This window comes from Lachnospira pectinoschiza, from assembly GCF_900103815.1.
In the GTDB taxonomy this organism is placed as follows: Bacteria; Bacillota; Clostridia; order Lachnospirales; family Lachnospiraceae; genus Lachnospira; species Lachnospira pectinoschiza_B.
Genome location: NZ_FNHZ01000002.1, coordinates 22,157 through 40,812, shown reverse-complemented (window position 1 = coordinate 40,812; position 18,656 = coordinate 22,157). Strand labels below are relative to the sequence as shown.

Here is an 18,656-nt window from a genome sequence, read left to right as displayed (position 1 = left end):
TAGTGAGGTGGAGGGGCTGTGGAACGTAAAGGGGCTGTTTGGGGCTTGTGTGCCTTTTGGCGATGAATTGCTGGGATTTAGCCACTGCTAGCCTTTGGGGATTAGTGGTTTGTGGCCAACTTGCTTTAAATATCTAAAAACAGCCACACAGTAAATTTTTCATTTTTGTATTTTTTAGACATGAAGTGGCTATGATTAGTAAATTCTAATTAAAAAAGCACAAGCCCCTTTATGAAACTTATATGATTAGATTTAAAACTTTTAACTTCTGTGCCTTTCTATCAAGAACTTGTAAAAATAAGCACAAGCTCTCATATAAGCAACTACAACACTTATTAAAAATTGTGGCTATAATTCATAAATTCTCGTTAAATAGTGAAATTTCACTAATAAGGAAGCCTTAAGCCCCCGCTTAAAAAATGAAAAATTTCCTGGTCTTGTGCCTTAAAACAACAAACTACCGGGAAATAGTCAAAATTCCCCTAAGAAAAGCTTCCAAAACGATACCCAACTTGCTTAACTAGAGACAAAGCACACCTCCGTCCCGCCACTTTTCCCCTAAGCGGGGAGGTAACGTAGTGGGGGCTTTCGGCTGTGACAAGTTCAGGCGAGTGGGGCGTCTTCTTTTTTTAGGCAATTCTAGCAGCCTTAGCACTTAGCAAGTTTCACCCGCAAGGGGGAAAGGCGCTTAGTGCTACTAGGCTGCTAGCTTAGCGAAAGCGTGCTCTAAAAAAAGAAGGGCGCCCCATGCCACTAATGTAGAACTTCCCCAGCCGAAAGCCCTTCCCTTACATTTCCTCCCCCCAGGGCGTAAAAAAAGGAGATGCGTGTGCAAGCATCTCCTTAAAAAATAAAAATATGAGGGGGAGATAGAAAGAATTAACTTTGCTATCTGTATATTATGTTAATTTCATTTTGTGTCCAAATTGTGTCCTTCAAATAAAGTATGCTTAAACTATCTAAAATTTGTTACACGAACTACACAATTTAGGGTTTTGTTGTCTACTATGGCCTTAATTGTACAAGTTCCTGCCTTTCTTGCAACAATAGTTCCATCGTCATTTACAGTTGCTACTCTTGGGTTTGTACTTCGCCATGTGACTGTATTTTCTTCATCATTGCCAATTACTGTTAAATAGTAGCTATCGTACTGTTCAAGAGTTATAGATGTTGAGCTAAGAGCTAGTGAGTGAACTGTACAAGTAGCCTCAACTGATGATCCTTCACTCATTACATAAACTTCTGCAGTTCCTGGTCCCACCGTTGTAATAAGGCCATTTTGATTAACTGTTACAATACCGGTATCTGATGAATACCAGCTATAGGCATCTGTATTTGTTACAGGTCTTACAATGACGCTTAGCTGTCTTGATTTACCATTTAGCATATAGATACTAGAGGAGTTAATCTTTAATGATGTGATATTTATTGGGGTTGTGACATAAACCCATGCCACGCCCTTTACGCTATTGCCATCTGTAGAAGTAGCTGTAATTTTAACCTTACCTGCTGCCACGCCAATTACTTCGCCTTGCTCATCTACTGTGGCAATGCTTGTATCTGAACTTGTCCAGGTTACAGTTTGAACTGTTGCGTTACTAGGACTTATATTTGCTGATAAAACTACTGAGTCCCCTACTAAAATCCTTGAAGTAGAAGGGCTTACACTAATTCCCGTTACAGGATTTACCACATGAACAATACAGCTAGCGCTAACGCTACTTCCATCTGTTGCTGTGGCGGTAATTGTTACATTTCCAGGGCTAATAGCTGTTATATAGCCTGTGGAGTCTACACTACAATAGGAGTCATTAGATGAGGTCCAAGAAACCGTCTTTGTAGTGGCTGTGTCGGCCCCCACTGTGGCATTGATTTTCTTCTTATCTCCTACGTTTATATAAAATTCGCTTTGATCTAAACTTACCGTTGATACATATTCAAATACTACGATGTTACAAGCCGCCGTAAGGGAACACTCCTCCGTTGTAACCTCAATTACACAAGAACCACCAGCTACTGCTGTAACTACGCCATTTTCATCAACTGTGGCTACGGATTCATCACTTGATAGATAAGTTACATTTTTATTCTCCGCATCTGTTGGCTCAATAGTTGGAATAATGGCGTACTTTGAGCCTACCCATAATTCTTGATAAGAAGAATTAAGGGTGATGCCTGTAACTGGCTGTGTTACTGTTACCTTACAAGTTGCATATAGTCCCGTATCATCATTAGTACAAGTAATTGTAATTGCCGCTCCGTCTGTTGCCTCAACAGCTGTTACCATTCCATCTGAATCTACTGTTACATAATCTGAATCGGCACTAGTCCAAGTAAGGGTTTTGTTGTCTGCATTTTCAGGAAGAACTGTAGCATAGAGCCAGAATACCTGTCCCTTTCTTACAGTAATTTCAGTAGTTGTAAGAGTAATTGATGTAATAGGCTGCTTTACATAAATTGCGCAGGTCTCAACTAAGGCGGTTCCATCTGTAGACTGACAAAGGATAGTTGCGCTACCACTGGCCACTGCTGTTACAACGCCATTTTCATCAACTGTTGCCACGCTTGTATTTGTTGAAGACCAAGATACCTCTCTGTTTGTTGCCGTCTGTGGAAGGACTGTGGCAGAAATTGTCAAGGTATCGCCAATTGAGAGAATCTCGTCTGTATGGTTTAGAGTTATGGATTCTACAGGAATTGCTATTGTTATATTACACATGGCAAGATAACCACCCTCTTCTGTCTGGCAGACGATAGTTACGTTTCCTGATGATACAAATGTAACTAAGCCATTTTCGTCTACTGTTGCTACGCTAGTATCTGAGCTAGTCCAAGTTACATTTGTATTAACACCATCAGTATCAGCTGGTGTAACTGTTGCTACTAATTGATACTGTCCTACAGAAAGATTTGTGGAAACCGTTGTAGCATTAAGGCTTACGCCTGTTACTGCCACGGTTACATTAACTGTACAGCTTGCCATATAAAGGCCATCCTGAGAAATAACTGAGATTGTACAGCTACCACCACTAACACCTGTAATGCTTGCTGTGTAGCTCGTTCCTGTTACTGTGGCTACGCTACTATCTGAAGTAAACCAGTAAACAGTGTTATTTGTTGGGCTCTCCGGTGTAAATTCAAGCTGAACCGTTTCTGTAGTGCCAATTGCAATATCTATAGTTGAAGGATTAATAGAAATGCCCTCAACTGGAGTTGTTACGTAAACTACGCAGGTGTCAGACTTTATAACTCCGTCAATATTTTGAATAATCTTAATATGTGTCGTACCGGCAGATACGCCTGTTACTGTAAATGTAACGCCATCATCTGACTGGGAAACAGTTACGATGTCATCGCTTGGCACAACGCCTGCGTCGTTTGCCTGATTTGTAATTGTATAAGTTAAATCATCTGCTGTTACTTCATTAGTTACTAAGGCCTTTAAATCAAAGCTATCTCCTATATTTAGGGTAGCTGTTGTTGTGCTTAGACCAAAATCATCAATTACAGTGATTGTATATAATAACTGATAGGTCTGATTATAGGTTGTGTATAATTCATCCTGAGTTCTTGTGGCGTAAATTATGGCAGTTCCAGCGCCCGTTGCTGTTACAAGGCCAGTGGATGCATCAACCTGTAATACAGAGGTATCTGAAGTAGACCAAGTTACCTCACTTGTAACACCTGAGGTGTAGAGTTGCAGCTGATCATCAACATTTAGGGTTGTAGTTTCATTTCCTAACTTTTTAAAGGGCACTACAATATTTACTGTATCATAAGTAAGCCAGGTGCTATCTCCGTTGACATCCGTAACCGTAACTCCTGCTGTAAGCTTTGTAACACCTGCTGCCACGCCGCAAACTGTGCCGGCAATTACAGTTGCAATGCTTGTATCAGCAATTTCATATTCCACTCCTGAAGTTGAAGGATAAGTTACATTTGATGGAACTGTTTCATATGTAAAGCTCTCAAAATCAGTGTCATCTAAAATCATGTATTTTTGTCCTGAGCTTAAAGTCTGAATATAGTGGCCTTCGCTATTAGCATAGTCTGAGCCCTCATAAAATTCAACCTCGCCTACACATGTAAATGTAGAAGAAAGAGCTGTTACACCATCTCCATCAGTAGTTCTTGCAGTAATTACTGTTTTACCACCACCAACTACTTCAAGAGTTGCTGTATTATAAGTAGAAGAAACAAGTTCAACCACGCCGTCGCTTGTTACATTTCCTGTTGTATCATTTGTTGTTGAAATAAATAATGGATTTGAGGTTGATGTATTACTTGAAATTGTAATAATATCCCCGACTTCGTAGTAATTTTCATCTGTAACATCTGTTCCGTCACGAGTTACATAAAATTCTACTTCAATAGGTACATATACTGATGCAGATGCGGATTTAACAACAGTATCTGTGGCAATGTCACCATTTTCATCGTAAGTCCTTGAATGGTAGGAAACAGTGACTGTGGCCGCACCAGCACTAGCCCCGTAAAGAGTTGGTCTAATTGTATTATCTATAGTTTCCTGATATTCTCCGTCATCATCTACAAAAGAAACCACGTCGCTATCAGATGTGGTCCAAATAAGTCTTTTAACATTGGCATAGCCATCAAGAGAGGAGTCGTCAGTATCCACGTAATTATCATCTGTTCCTGAAAATGTAGATGTATAAAGGGCAGTTGAAGTGCTTCCTTCAGTGATTGAAAGGGTGCTTAGATTAAGAGCTAAACTTACACTTGTATCACCAATTGCAATGTAGATTGCTCCCCACACTAAAACTACAGCTAACATCGCTCCTATTGTTAGCTTCCATTTCATCTTAAGTCTCATAAACTTCTTCATACTACCTCCTAACTAGATGGTTAAATCCCTTACCCCTTCTAATAAAATCTATATCCTAATTAATTGTTCATACTTAAATAAAGTGGCTTTTTATCCACTTCATATAAGTTATCGGCTAAATTTTAGGAAAGTTAACCCCTAGTTTTAATTTTTTTTATGAAAATGTATCAAGACCGAAACTTTTATTGTGAAATCAAATATCTATCTAAGTCTAAATAACTGCGATTCATTTTTCACAGCATTAAAAAAAGGGCATCTATAAAGATGCCCTAAAAAACACTCAAAAAGTGTTAAATTATCTCTGAACTCTAGCGCCAGCGCCACCCATGATAGCTTCAACTTCCTTGCAAGAAGCCATTGTTGTATCACCAGGTGTTGTCATAGCTAATGCACCGTGAGCTGCACCGTAGTTAACAGCTGTTTCTGCATCACCTGTTGTCATAAGACCATAGATAAGACCTGAAGCGAATGAATCACCGCCACCAACTCTATCCATGATTTCAAGACCGTCATACTGCTTAGCCTTGTAGATTTCTCCACCAGCCCAGCAAAGTGCTGACCAATCGTTAACTGTAGCTGTCTTAACTGTTCTAAGTGTTGTAGCTACTGCCTTGAAGTTAGGATATGTCTTAACTGCTTCGTTGATCATCTTCTTGTAACCTTCGATGTTAAGAGACTTAAGGTTAGCGTCGTTACCTTCGATTTCGAAACCTAAGCAAGCTGTGAAGTCTTCTTCGTTACCGATCATAACATCAACATACTTAGCGATTTCCTTGTTAACTTCCTGAGCCTTCTCTAAGCCACCGATAGCTGACCACATAGATGGACGGTAGTTAAGATCGTAAGATACGATTGTACCATACTTCTTAGCTGTCTTGATTGCAGCAAGTACAGTTTCACATGACTGCTCTGATAATGCAGCATAGATACCGCCTGTATGTAACCAACGAACACCAAGTGTACCAAAGATATAATCAAAATCGAAATCCTCTGGCTTAGCCTGAGAAATAGCTGTGTTAGCTCTATCTGAACAACCTACAGCACCACGGATACCAAATCCTCTTTCTGTAAAGTTGATACCGTTACGGCAAAGACGACCGATACCATCAGTCTTCTTCCAGCAAATAAGTGATGTATCAACGCCACCCTGAAGGATGAAGTCTTCCATAAGCTTACCTACTTCGTTATCTGCAAATGCAGTTAATACAGCAGTCTTAAGGCCAAAACATCTACGAAGACCACGTACTACGTTATATTCTCCGCCGCCTTCCCATGCTCTAAAGTTTCTTGCTGTACGGATACGACCTTCACCTGGATCAAGACGAAGCATTACTTCACCTAATGAAACAGCGTCAAATGCGCATTCTTCAGCTGGTCTTAAATTAAGTTCCATTATTAATTACCTCCCAAAGATTTATAAATACTAAAAGATTTTACCACAAACAAGTTTAATTATCTAGAGTTTTTTAGCAATTTATGAACATACTGTAAAAATTATAAATTTTCGCAATAAAAATTTAATATTTGGTCCTTCTTTTGTTTGACAAAAAATTGCTAGAAACCTATAATTTATGGGGTTAATTTGATTAATTAACCATAAATTCCGTTTTATAACGAGAGGAGATTAATTATGAATAAGGTTATTGAAGAACTTGGTCTTATTGGTATCGTTCCAGTTATTGCACTTGACGATGCTAAGGATGCCAAGCCACTTGCTAAGGCTTTAATTGATGGTGGACTTCCATGTGCAGAAGTTACATTTAGAACTGAAGCTGCAGAAGAATCTATTAAGATCATGGCTAAGGAATTCCCAGAAATGATCGTTGGTGCTGGTACAGTACTTACACCAGAGCAGGCTGATAGAGCTATGAACGCTGGTGCTAAGTTTATCGTATCTCCAGGTCTTAATCCTAAGGTTGTAAAGCACTGTATCGATAAGGGATATCCTATCATCCCAGGTACAAGCAATCCTTCAGATGTTGAAGTTGCTATTGAACTTGGCTTAGATGTTGTTAAATTCTTCCCTGCTGAAGCTGCAGGTGGTCTTGCTATGATCAAGGCTATGTCAGCTCCATATACACAGATGAAGTTTATGCCAACAGGTGGTATTAACGCTTCTAACTTAAAGTCTTACCTTGACTTTAAGAAGATTGTTTGCTGCGGTGGTTCTTGGATGGTTAAGAAGGACTTAGTTGCTGCTGGTAACTTCGAAGAAATCACAAGACTTACTCGTGAAGCTGTTGATACAATGCTTGACTTAAAGATTAAGCACGTTGGTGTTAATATGGCTAACGAAGAAGAGGCATTTGAACTTGCTGATACATTTAAGAAGGTATTTAACTTCGAACCTAAGAATGGCAATAGCTCAATCTTTTCTGATACTGCATTTGAAATCATGAAGAAGCCAGGTCGTGGTACTCATGGTCATATTGCTATTTCTACAAATTACATGGATAGAGCTGTTTACCACTTAGAAAAGAGAGGCTTCAAGTTTGAAGAGGCTTCTAGAGTTGTTAAGGAAGGCGTATTTAAGGCTATTTACCTTGAAGGTGAATTTGGAGGATATGCAATTCATCTTGCAACAAAGTAATTTATTATTTTTGTAAAAATGTTATCTAGGCTAATTGATTACTAGGTAAATTTAATACATAAAAAAGCTTGTGAATTATATTTATCATAATTCACAAGCTTTTTCTTTTTTATAAGCTTTTTTCTTATTATTAAATTAGTGAGCATGCCTTAAGGCAAACATTATATGCAGCTAGGCAACGTTTTGATTGCTATTTGTATCTGTTTCGCTCTTTGTCTTAATTAAAGTCTTAAGACAAGTTACTAATACTAATACGCCAAGTACAATAAGGAAAGCTGCTACAATAAGCTGTAATCCATTTACAAGGAATGTTCCCTTACCTGCTACAAAGCTTTCAATATTTCCCTTTACATTTAAGATAATTGCGCTAAATGTTACTGCAAACATAATAAGCATTGGAGGAAGTAACATCTTATGCTTTCTTCCTGTAGCCTTTAAGAATACTGCAATACCAATAAGTACTAATGCTGCTAACATCTGATTTGCTGAACCAAAGAGAGCCCATACATTTTCATAACCACCAAGGCAAAGAAGGTAGCCAAGAACAAGTGTGATTACTGTTGAAAAATACTGGTTTGTACAAATCTTTTCTACTATAGACTTTTCTTCATTCTCTGTCTGGAATAATTCCTGGAATGCCATACGTCCAATTCTTGCAACTGAGTCAAGACTTGTAAGGGCAAGTGCAGAAACGCACATTGTCATAAATACATTTGCAACGGTATTAGGAATTCCAAACTTTTCAAGGAAGCCTGCAACACCTGCAGAGAAAATCTGGAATGGTGTAAGGCCTGCTGGAACGCCACCATTTACTGCTACTGCACCTACAATAATAAGTGAAATAACACCAAGTAATGTCTCAAGGATCATAGCGCCATATCCAACGAATAACATGTCTTTTTCATTAGATATTGTCTTTGATGATGTTCCTGATGATACGAGGCTGTGGAAACCTGAAACAGCGCCACAAGCAATAGTTACAAAAAGTGTAGGGAATAAATAGCTTACAGATCCTGATGCTGAAGTAACTGTAAAGCCATTAAAGCTATTAAGATTCATGCTAGGATGTGCAATAATTACACCTACAAATGCTGATAAAACCATTGCTACTAACATAAATGTTGTAAGATAATCTCTTGGCTGCATAAGTAACCACATTGGCATTACTGCTGCCGCAAAAAGATAAACCATAATTACTAAATTCCACTGACTTGCATTAAGGTAAATTGGTAACTGCATACCTACTGCAAACATTGCAACCACAAGTACAATGGCAATAACTGACTTTACTGCTTCTTGTCTTATTTTTACAAATTTATTAAAGATACCAAAGGCAATTGCTACAAAGATAAATAACATTGAAATTGTAGCTGCTGATGCACCGTTGAAGTTTTTAACTGTGCCTTCAGTAGTTTCTTTAAAGCCGTTAAATGTTGAAGATACCATTGATGTAAATGCTGCAATTACAAGTAATGTAAAGAGCCATTCAAATAATGAGAAAAATCTTCTACCTACTTTTCCAATATATTTTTCAATAATAAGTCCAATTGACTTACCCTCATTTTTTACTGATGCATAAAGTGCACCAAAATCTTGTACTGCACCAAAGAAGATTCCTCCTACTAAAAGCCAAATTAGTACTGGAACCCATCCAAACATTGCAGCAAGTATTGGTCCTTGCACAGGGCCTGCTCCTGCAATTGATGAAAATTGATGTGCAAAAACTGTTAACTTTGAAGATGGTACGTAATCTTTTCCGTCTTCATACTCATATGCAGGTGTTTTTTTCTTAGGATCGATGCCCCACTTCTTTGCAAGGAATCTACCATAAAGAGTATAACCAAGCAAAAGAGCAACAACTGCAATAGCTAGAATTACTAGACTGTTCATATACATTTTCCTCCCTTATATTCTCCACTTCTTAAATATCACAAGACACACAGTAATAAATTAAGTAAAGTGTTTCGTTGTATGACAACTCCCTAATATTGTCATACAAGTTATTAATAAGGTTACGACTTCATCGCTTTAAAGTCAAGAACTTTTTTTATTTTTTATTATTACAGTTCATAAAAATCATAAAACTATAAAAAGTCTTTTTTATTTAACATCATTATTGTTAATACTAAGGAAACTACTATTATAACGAAATCTATCAAAATAAAAGAATTAAATTCCAAACCTGATTTTAAAAATAAATTTGATCTTGTTAGCATTGTGGCATTTGCAATAAATAAATAAGTACAATTAAACATAGAGAACACATAAATAGATAAAGTTGCTATTAATGCTACAAATTCATTTACTGTAATAACTAAAAATATCTGTATCATCATAATTGCTAATGATGTTAAAAAAGAACATAATAGAAGTAAATAAATATCTATATATCTAGTATTATAATAATCTAATTTTAAAATTGACGTGTCTGCAATTTCATTATAATCAAAATTAAATTTGGTTATAAACATAGCCACAACCAATACCATAAAATAATAAAGTACTAGATTTATAAATGAAATAATTAACTTGCTAAATAGCCATTTCTTCTTTGAACCAATTTTTAAGACAATATTATTGTCATTTTTTCCATCGAAAATGCAATAAGTCATAACACTCATATAAACCAAATAAATCAAATAACTAATAGGAAGCTCTACGTTTTTGCTAAAAATCAAAAAGCTTTTACTCGCTCCAGAAAAGATATACAATATAATATCTAGTACTCCAACCCCTTTAAAACTCTCTGGATAAAATACCATCATATATGAAGTCACTTTCATCTTCATATAATATGCAGCCATAATTATTAGAATCAAAAAAAGGATATACTTATCCTTTCTTCTATTCATCTGAACTATTTCGTATTTTACCAAAGTTAACATCTAATCACCTCTAAGTAATCACTATATTGTTTTATTTAAATAAAATTTTTCCTATTTATAAAAATTTTTACTATTAAAAAAACTATAGAAATAAATACAATTTCAACAAATATTTTTTGTAAATATATATCTTTTTTTAATATTTCATAATAATAATCACCATTTGAACTTTTTATTCCTAAATCCGACAATCCATAAAATTTTGCTGCAAAATTTACACCAATTAGTCCACAAAATCCAAAAAGGCACACATATGATACTACAGTCGATATTAACCATCTAACTGCATTTGCAACTATTACCAGCAAAAATATCTGAAGCAAATTTATTACAATAAAAGCTACAACATTTACAATATTCAATTTAGGACAAACTGTAGTATTTAGTTTTTCAAAACAGCTAATTCCTAAATAACTGTGTTTTAAAAATGCATCTCCAGATAGATTAGAATAATTACTATTTATTCCATTAAAAATAATGCCAAATAAAAAACTTATAAATATATCGAATAAAAATGAAAAAAAACATAATGATAAGATTTTTCTAGACTCCTCTAGCCAAATTTCGAATCTATCTTTTCTTCTTATTATTATATTAATATTATTATCTTGATTTGATTCTTCAATAAAATACCAATATACCATCATTGGTATTAATCCAAGAATTAGAAATCTGTTAACAGACCAAGTAAAAATTCCATCAATAAGACAACTATTAACTCCACTTACTTTTTCATCAATAAAGAACCTAAATAAGGCATTTATTGTAATAAATACTGTTAAAGACAATGTAAATAGAATTCTTTTTTTCATTTTATAAACATCCTTTTTATAAACATCCTTTTAATTATAAAAATCTTTCTTAGCATAAATTATAGAATTTATCAATAATATTAATAATGCTATTACCGCAGTAAATATCATTATATGTACCTTATTACTTAAAAGATAAAACCTATAATCTCCATTTCCAGCAAAACCGTTTTTAGATTCATATTATAAATGACATTGTATTTTTCTTCTTCTAATTCAATATTTTCATTTTCTAATTTTTGTTTCCATTCTTCTTTAGAATAAATATCATATTCCTTCAGCCTTAAGCTGAAATTTTTTAAATCAAATATTTCATCTTCGTCTATTATTTTAATATCAGCTGCCGGATAAGCTATATTTACATATGCGATTCTTGCAATAACCAAGAAGCAAATAATAACAACTATTATCTTCAATACCTTTTTCATACTAAATTACATCCCTTCTAATTCTAAAGAAAAACAAAAAATCAAATAAGAAAAGAACTATTATTTGTAGCAAGTAAAACAAAATATTTTCATATCTTAGATTAATTATGTTTGTAGCAAGTAATAATGATGTATCATATCGATTAAATCCAAACGAAATAATAACGTGTTCTGAAAAATAAATAATAAACGGTACAAGCAAAAGCATATATTTGTTTTCCTCAAAATAAACAAAAGCTAATGCCAAACATGTTATCAAACCGTATACTACAAAGTAAATCAAAAAATATAGCATTAGATAAACAACTATATTTTGATAATAAAGATTGCTAAAAAGGTTGTACTCTTTTACCGGGTAAAACTGTGTCGATCTTACTGGTAGACCAAACGGAAGTGCCATACTGCATATAATTAGGTTTATAAATAAGGGAAGAGTTGCTATTGTCCCACCAGATATAAACAAGGTAATAAACTTAGAAACGTAATACTTTCCTTTACCTATCTTAATAATATATTGATTAATTAATCCGCTACTTTTATCCTCTATATATGTAATGCCATATGGAATTATGCATAAAAGAGGAAGAATTATTAACCATAAAAAATAGAATTTGCTTGAAGCACCATAATTAGGCATCCATATTTCTATCGCAACATCACTATAATCGCATTTTTCTATTATATAACTAGCATCCAAATCTCCATTCATATATAAAAACCAATTCTTTGCTATTGTAAATCCTGGAGTCGTAAAAAAAGAGCCTATTGCAAAAATAGTGCTTACAAAAACTACAATATAGAATTTTGTATTTATAAACGCCCTTTTTAATTCTATTTTCATAATTTCTCTCATAATAAGCCTCCCCATTATCTACTCTTGTTTATACAAATAAATCTTGTAATTAGAATTCGCACGTTCACCAAAAAGTCTATGTTCTACTACCCACTCTCCAATATTGAAATTATAATCTCCACCTCTATAAGCCATTACCGCTTGCAATTTGACAGTTTCATTAGCCTTCAATATTATTTCTCCATAATAATATTGACCATTATTTTTCATAGTTTCCTTAATATCTTTCCTATAAAAATATGGCCTATTATCTTCAAAATTATATGCTATCAAAGAATAACGATCTAATTCAGTACCTTCCAAATAGTGAATAACTTCATTAACTGATAATACATATAATCTATCTTTATCATAAAGATTTGTTATTTCAATGTTAACCAACATAAACTTATCATAATCCGAGATATCAACCCACTTTTCATCTATTTTCCCATCATAACTATCCACTATCTCATAATCTGTTATATTAATTCTAACTGGATAGTACTTATAATCCGAATAGCCTTTTTCCTCCGGGCTTTCTAAGCTATAACAAACATAAACATCTTCCCCCATTAGTTTTTCTTGATAAGCCTTATAGTTTTTCTCTCCCATGTCTTTCACCGGATTGCTATAATAATCAACAATCGAATTCTTATAATCAAAGTTTAATTCAATGTTTTCTTGATTTATCTCATTCACATTTGTATCTTCCTTAAAATACTTTTCAAAAGTATTAAACACAAAAACTAATACAGAAACAATTAAGATAATTATTAACGATATTCTAACTATTTTATTCATACCAACCTCTATAAATATAAACCTCCTATACATTAGCCAGAATTTATCTATAAAAAAAATATCATATTATTCTTTAAACATTATTAATCTGTAAAAAACATCCTCTTTCATGTAATTTTTTACATATTTAGATATCCTCCATATAAATCCTAGTAGTAAATTTATCGCTATATCTTTCTACTGACATTGAACCATTGTATTTTTTCACAGTGTAGTATACATTTTTCAGACCAATTCCATGTTCAATGCTATTCTTTTTACTGGTTTTAAAAAAATGTAAATCTGATTCTTTTAATAAATCATAAGTAAAGTCATTCGATAATGCGCAACTATTTTTTACTTCTATATATATCAAACCCATTTGATATCTAATTATAATATCTATAGCAGGTTTCTCACATTCAATAGAAGCTGTGATGGCATTGTCTAATAAATTAGCCAAAATAATAACAAAATCAAAGGAATTAATATTCAAATCATTAGGTATAATTACTTCATAATTAAAATCAATATCATTCTCCTTCATAATCGATAATTTACTGTTTATTATCATATCTATTTCTAGATTACCAGTGTCTAGATAGGAATTATTACAATCAACAATAGCATCTATATTATTCAAATATTTTTTTAATTTATCATTATCTCCTGCTAATTTTTTTATAATCAACAAATGATTATTTAAATCATGTTTTACAGATTTTAAATAACTATTAGATTTCTTTATATCATCTAATTGTCTTCTATAATTTTTTAGATTATCATTCAATAAACTAATATCATTTTTTCTAAGTTCTTTTTTATGCAAAAGATAAAAAATAAAATATGAAAATAGTAAAAGAATAAATAAAATAATTTTTTCTTGTGATTGATTAATTATTTTTGTATCAATAAAAAAAGCAGAGCACATTACTATGACTGATGTTATCACAAAAGAAAAACACTCATAAGAATTATATTTTTCTGATTGAATATAAATAATTATTTTTAACAAAGCATACTCAATAATTACTATATAAAGATAGTAAAAAGTATCTATAGTCATGCCATTTATAACAAATACAACAATATGAATTAAAGTAAAATATACAGCATACAGTACGATTTTTTTCCAATAATCTCTCCAATACTTATAATCCTGAATACTTAATATTATTAATACAAATACACTTGCAATTACCATCATCGCAAGCTTTCTATAATAAAGAATTACATTTAACCCGATAACAATAGTTGTAAATATTCTTAAAAAATCTCTTTTTATATCTAATCTTATATTAAAGGAGAACCCTAGGATTTCATATAAAATATTTAATTGTACTAAGAAGAATAATAGATTTAAAGATAATTCATAAAACATAATTTTTTTACTTCATCCTTTCTGCTTCTACTTACTGGTAATACTTCATTATTCAAAAGAATTATTTCGTTTGATTTAACTCTGCTAATATAAACCGCATTAACAATAAATGATTGATGAATCCTAAAAAAATTATATTTATCCAATTCATTTTCAATTCTTTTCAAGTTATCATAAAATTCATAATTTTCATCTTTTGTATGAATTACTATTTTTCTTGCTTCGCTTGAAAAATACATAATGCTACTCAAAGCAATTTTAAAATTCATAGAATTAAAACTGTATTCAAAAATTCTATGATTATTATTAATTAATCTTTCAGCAATTTCTATAACTGATGATAGTTTTTCTTTTGTAATAGGTTTTATAATAAAATCCATCGGTCTAAGTTTAAAAAGTTCAAGAGCATATTGAGTCTCTGAAGAAATAAACACAAGCTGACATACATCATCTTTTAAAATATCCCTAATAAATTTTCCAATTTCTAGTCCTGTATAATCCGGCATACAAATGTCCAAACATATTAAATCATACTTCTCCCCATTCTTTAATTCACTTATCAATTCAGAAGCTTCTGTAAAATAATCTATATCATATATATCATTTAACTTTAGTTTCAATTGTTCCATTATTGAACTAAATTCATCTATAAATGATCTTTCATCATCACACACAGCTAGTCTCATCTAAGTCCCACATATTAGATTAATATATATATTTTAATTATTACAAATATATTTTATAAATTCAATTATTTATAAAAAAAACTATCAAGATTCAAATTACAAATCTTGATAGCTTTTTATATCGTATTATATTTTAATGTATTTTTAAATTATAATGTAACGCCCTGCTTAAAGATAGCGAAGTCATGGAAGCCTTCTTCTTCAGCCTTTACCTTCTTACCAGAAGCTACATCTAATACATACTGGAATAATTCCTTAGATACTGTTTCCATTGGAACATCATCAGCTACGATTCTACCGCAGTTAAAGTCAATCCAGTTGCTCTTCTTATTAGCAAGTCTTGAATTTGTCGCAATCTTTACAGTAGGAACTGGTGAAGCAAATGGGGTACCACGTCCTGTTGTAAATAAAACGATCTGAGCACCAGAAGCTGCAAGTGCTGTAGCTGCAACTAAATCATTACCTGGAGCTGATAATAAATTAAGGCCCTTAGTATTAACAGGTTCGCCATAAGCTAATACACCCTTTACAAGTGAAGAACCAGACTTCTGTGTACAACCAAGTGACTTATCCTCAAGTGTTGTAATACCACCATCCTTGTTTCCTGGAGATGGATTCTCATAAATTTCCTGACCGTTCTTAATGAAGTATTCCTTAAAATCGTTGATTAAGTGTACAGTCTTATTAAAGAGTTCTTCATTCTCGCAACGATTCATAAGAATTGTTTCAGCACCAAACATTTCAGGTACTTCTGTAAGAATAGTTGTACCACCCTTAGCAACTAACATATCTGAGAACTGTCCTACAGTTGGGTTAGCTGTAATACCTGATAAGCCATCAGAACCACCACACTTCATACCAATGATAAGTTCCTTAGCATCAACCTTTTCTCTCTTAAACTGAGAAGCATAAGCCATAAGTTCATCTAAGATTCTATCAGCATCATCCTGCTCATAGTCTACATCCTGAACCTGTAAGAACTTAACTCTCTCAGGATTATATTCACCGATATAGTTCTTTAAAACTTCAATTCTTGAGTTCTCGCAACCAAGACCAAGTACTAATACAGCACCTGCGTTTGGATGGTTAATTAAATCAGCAAGTACAGTTCTTGTGTTCTCCTGATCTTCTGTTACCTGAGAACATCCATATGGATGAGTAAATGCTACGACTTCATCTACACCTTCTGGCTTACGAAGCTTAGCCTTAGCTTCAATTGCTCTAGCAATTGAATTTACACAACCTACAGTTGGAATAATCCATACTTCATTTCTTACACCAACCTTGCCATTCTCTCTAACATAACCGTCAAAATATGCCTTTTCTTCATCAACCTTATCAACCTGTCCTGTTGGTTCATACTTATATTCAAGTAATTCTCCAAGACCTGTCTTTAAGTTATGTGTATGAATCCATGCACCTACTTCAACATCAGCCTGAGCAATACCGATTCTAAAGCCATACTTAATTACAGAATCACCTTTCTTAACAGGCTTAATAGCAAACTTATGTCCCTGTGGAATATCTTCTACTGTAGTAATATTCTCACCAGCAACATTTACAGTTGTTCCCTTAGCGATTGGCTTTAAGGCAACACAGACATTATCGTCTTTATTAATCTTAATAAATTCCTGCATAATATCCTCCCTTTAAATAATTTATATTCTCTCTTTTTTTCTTTAAATAAGAGCGGATGAGTACTATCACCCGCTCTTTTATATTATTATATAATATTTACTCTAACAATACTTAAAGTATAACTTTTTACTAAATTAAGCATTAACTAAATCAGTAACAACTGCTCTCATGCCTCTGTTTCTGATGTCATCAATGTAGTTAGTAATAGCTTCTTCAAGACCAGCAACCTTAGTTAAATCTTCTCCACCAAAGAATGCTGTGTTAGAAAGGTAAGCATGTGTAAATTCTGCTGCAGACTTAGCTGAGTTTTCCTTGAAGAAATCAAGAACAGCCTTGTCATCACGGATGTTATACTTCTCACCGTTTCTATCGCCCTGTAATACAATACCACCATTGAATTCAGCTTCTGTCTGTGATGTGTAGAAGCTCATAAGTGCTGCGATAGAGAATGTTAAGTACTTAGGTAACTTATTGAACTTATTAACATAACCTAAGAATGAAGGTAAACATCTAGCTTCCCACTTAGATACTGAGTTAAGTGAGATATCAAGTAACTGATGCTTTACAAATGGGTTAAGGAATCTATCAATAACAGCCTTTGTAAATTCTTCACAGTCTTCCTTAGATAATGAAAGTGTAGGAATAACTTCGTTATAAAGTGTTTCTTCCATGTACTGTCTGATTGTAGGATCGTCCATAGACTCTCTTACGATATTGTTACCAGCAAGGAATGAAGCAAGTACGAAACTTGTATGAGAACCATTTAAGATTCTAACCTTTCTTTCCTTGTATGGATGATGATCCTTTGTAAATACTACGTTAAGTCCAGCTTCTTCAAATGGAAGTTCCTTCTTTAACTGATCAAGTGTGATATTAGTATCAGCTTCAACAACCCATAAACCGAATGTTTCAGCTCTATCGATTAACTGATCTTCATAACCCCACTCCTTGCAAAGTGCTTCAGCATCTTCTCTTGGGTAACCAGGTACGATTCTATCTACAAGTGTAGGACAGAATGAACAGCATTCGTTAACCCATGTCTTAAATCCATCTTCTAACTTCCAAAGATCGATAAACTGCATAATGCACTTCTTTAATTCTATACCATTATCGGCAATAAGTTCACATGGAAGAAGGATAAGACCCTTATCAGCTGCTCCATTGAACTTCTTATATCTTTCAAATAATAACTTTGTTAACTTACCAGGATATGTTTTTGGAGGGCAAGCATTGAAATCATCTGTAGCGTCAAATACAATACCAGCTTCTGTTGTGTTAGAAACGATGAATCTAAGTGTTTCGCTTGTTCCATATTCCATAAACTTCTCATAGTCTTCAATAGCTGCAACTGCATCTACTACTGAAGTAATCTGACGAGTAATTTCCTTAGGCTGACCATTCTCATAACCTCTTAACTGAAGTGTATACTGGCACTCCTGATCATGGAATCTGTCAAGGTTTCCGAATTCGATAGGCTTAACAATAACAACACCACCGTTGAAATCTGTCTTCTCGTTAGTAACATCGAAGATATAGTCTACGAATGCTCTAAGGAAGTTTCCTTCACCAAACTGCATAACCTTAACAGGTCTGTCAACTGCATGTGTAATACTCTTATTTAATCTTTGCATCATAAATCTCCTTCTTTTTATGGGAACAGTCCCATTTTTGCCCCTAAATACGGCTTACTTTAGATATAATATCATTGTGATTTGCAATTATCAACAGTATTTTCAATTGATATTAAATTAACAAAAATTTTTACATTTAACTAC

Annotated in this window: 13 protein-coding genes; 1 reads left to right on the top strand and 12 read right to left on the bottom strand. The window is 33.4% G+C overall.

Annotated elements, in window-relative coordinates:
- Positions 1 to 955: 955 nt before the first annotated feature.
- Entirely contained in the window at positions 956 to 4,846 is a 3,891-nt protein-coding gene (locus tag BLQ66_RS04220; RefSeq protein WP_074521099.1) for an Ig-like domain-containing protein, read from the bottom strand.
- 295 nt (positions 4,847 to 5,141) lie between these two features.
- The gene (locus BLQ66_RS04215; RefSeq protein ID WP_074521098.1) at positions 5,142 to 6,239 is read right to left on the bottom strand and encodes a sugar kinase; all 1,098 of its coding nucleotides are present in this window, start codon (positions 6,237 to 6,239) and stop codon (positions 5,142 to 5,144) included.
- Positions 6,240 to 6,476: 237 nt separating this feature from the next.
- On the opposite strand from BLQ66_RS04215, the gene BLQ66_RS04210 reads away from it, so the two are divergent.
- Positions 6,477 to 7,436, top strand: a complete 960-nt coding sequence (locus BLQ66_RS04210; RefSeq protein ID WP_074521097.1) for a bifunctional 4-hydroxy-2-oxoglutarate aldolase/2-dehydro-3-deoxy-phosphogluconate aldolase — start codon at positions 6,477 to 6,479, stop codon at positions 7,434 to 7,436.
- Between the two features lie 171 nt (positions 7,437 to 7,607).
- Here BLQ66_RS04210 and BLQ66_RS04205 read toward each other — a convergent pair whose 3' ends face one another.
- The 10 genes from BLQ66_RS04205 to BLQ66_RS04160 all read right to left on the bottom strand — a co-directional run bounded on the left by BLQ66_RS04205 (position 7,608) and on the right by BLQ66_RS04160 (position 18,515).
- On the bottom strand, positions 7,608 to 9,326 hold the full coding sequence (locus tag BLQ66_RS04205; RefSeq protein ID WP_074521096.1) for a carbon starvation CstA family protein: 1,719 nt from the start codon (positions 9,324 to 9,326) through the stop codon (positions 7,608 to 7,610).
- Between the two features lie 194 nt (positions 9,327 to 9,520).
- On the bottom strand, positions 9,521 to 10,321 hold the full coding sequence (locus tag BLQ66_RS04200) for a hypothetical protein (RefSeq protein WP_074521095.1): 801 nt from the start codon (positions 10,319 to 10,321) through the stop codon (positions 9,521 to 9,523).
- A gap of 35 nt (positions 10,322 to 10,356) precedes the next feature.
- Positions 10,357 to 11,133, bottom strand: a complete 777-nt coding sequence (locus BLQ66_RS04195; RefSeq protein ID WP_074521094.1) for a hypothetical protein — start codon at positions 11,131 to 11,133, stop codon at positions 10,357 to 10,359.
- A 128-nt stretch (positions 11,134 to 11,261) separates the two neighbouring features.
- Complete coding sequence (locus BLQ66_RS04190) at positions 11,262 to 11,561, bottom strand: hypothetical protein (RefSeq protein ID WP_074521093.1); 300 nt, start codon at positions 11,559 to 11,561, stop codon at positions 11,262 to 11,264.
- 1 nt (position 11,562) lies between these two features.
- The gene (locus tag BLQ66_RS04185; RefSeq protein ID WP_074521092.1) at positions 11,563 to 12,414 is read right to left on the bottom strand and encodes a hypothetical protein; all 852 of its coding nucleotides are present in this window, start codon (positions 12,412 to 12,414) and stop codon (positions 11,563 to 11,565) included.
- Positions 12,415 to 12,432: 18 nt separating this feature from the next.
- Positions 12,433 to 13,197 (bottom strand): hypothetical protein, encoded by a 765-nt coding sequence (locus BLQ66_RS04180; protein ID WP_074521091.1) that lies wholly within the window; start codon positions 13,195 to 13,197, stop codon positions 12,433 to 12,435.
- Between the two features lie 127 nt (positions 13,198 to 13,324).
- A complete protein-coding gene (locus BLQ66_RS04175; RefSeq protein WP_074521090.1) occupies positions 13,325 to 14,557 on the bottom strand; it encodes a sensor histidine kinase in 1,233 nt (410 codons plus the stop codon).
- Positions 14,536 to 15,243: a LytR/AlgR family response regulator transcription factor gene (locus tag BLQ66_RS04170; protein ID WP_074521089.1), complete on the bottom strand. Its 708-nt coding sequence runs from the start codon at positions 15,241 to 15,243 to the stop codon at positions 14,536 to 14,538. The genes BLQ66_RS04175 and BLQ66_RS04170 overlap by 22 nt, the downstream gene beginning before the upstream one ends.
- 149 nt (positions 15,244 to 15,392) lie before the next feature.
- Complete coding sequence (locus BLQ66_RS04165) at positions 15,393 to 16,880, bottom strand: UxaA family hydrolase (RefSeq protein ID WP_074521088.1); 1,488 nt, start codon at positions 16,878 to 16,880, stop codon at positions 15,393 to 15,395.
- 135 nt (positions 16,881 to 17,015) lie between these two features.
- Positions 17,016 to 18,515, bottom strand: a complete 1,500-nt coding sequence (locus BLQ66_RS04160) for a tagaturonate reductase (RefSeq protein ID WP_330389803.1) — start codon at positions 18,513 to 18,515, stop codon at positions 17,016 to 17,018.
- Positions 18,516 to 18,656: the final 141 nt, after the last annotated feature.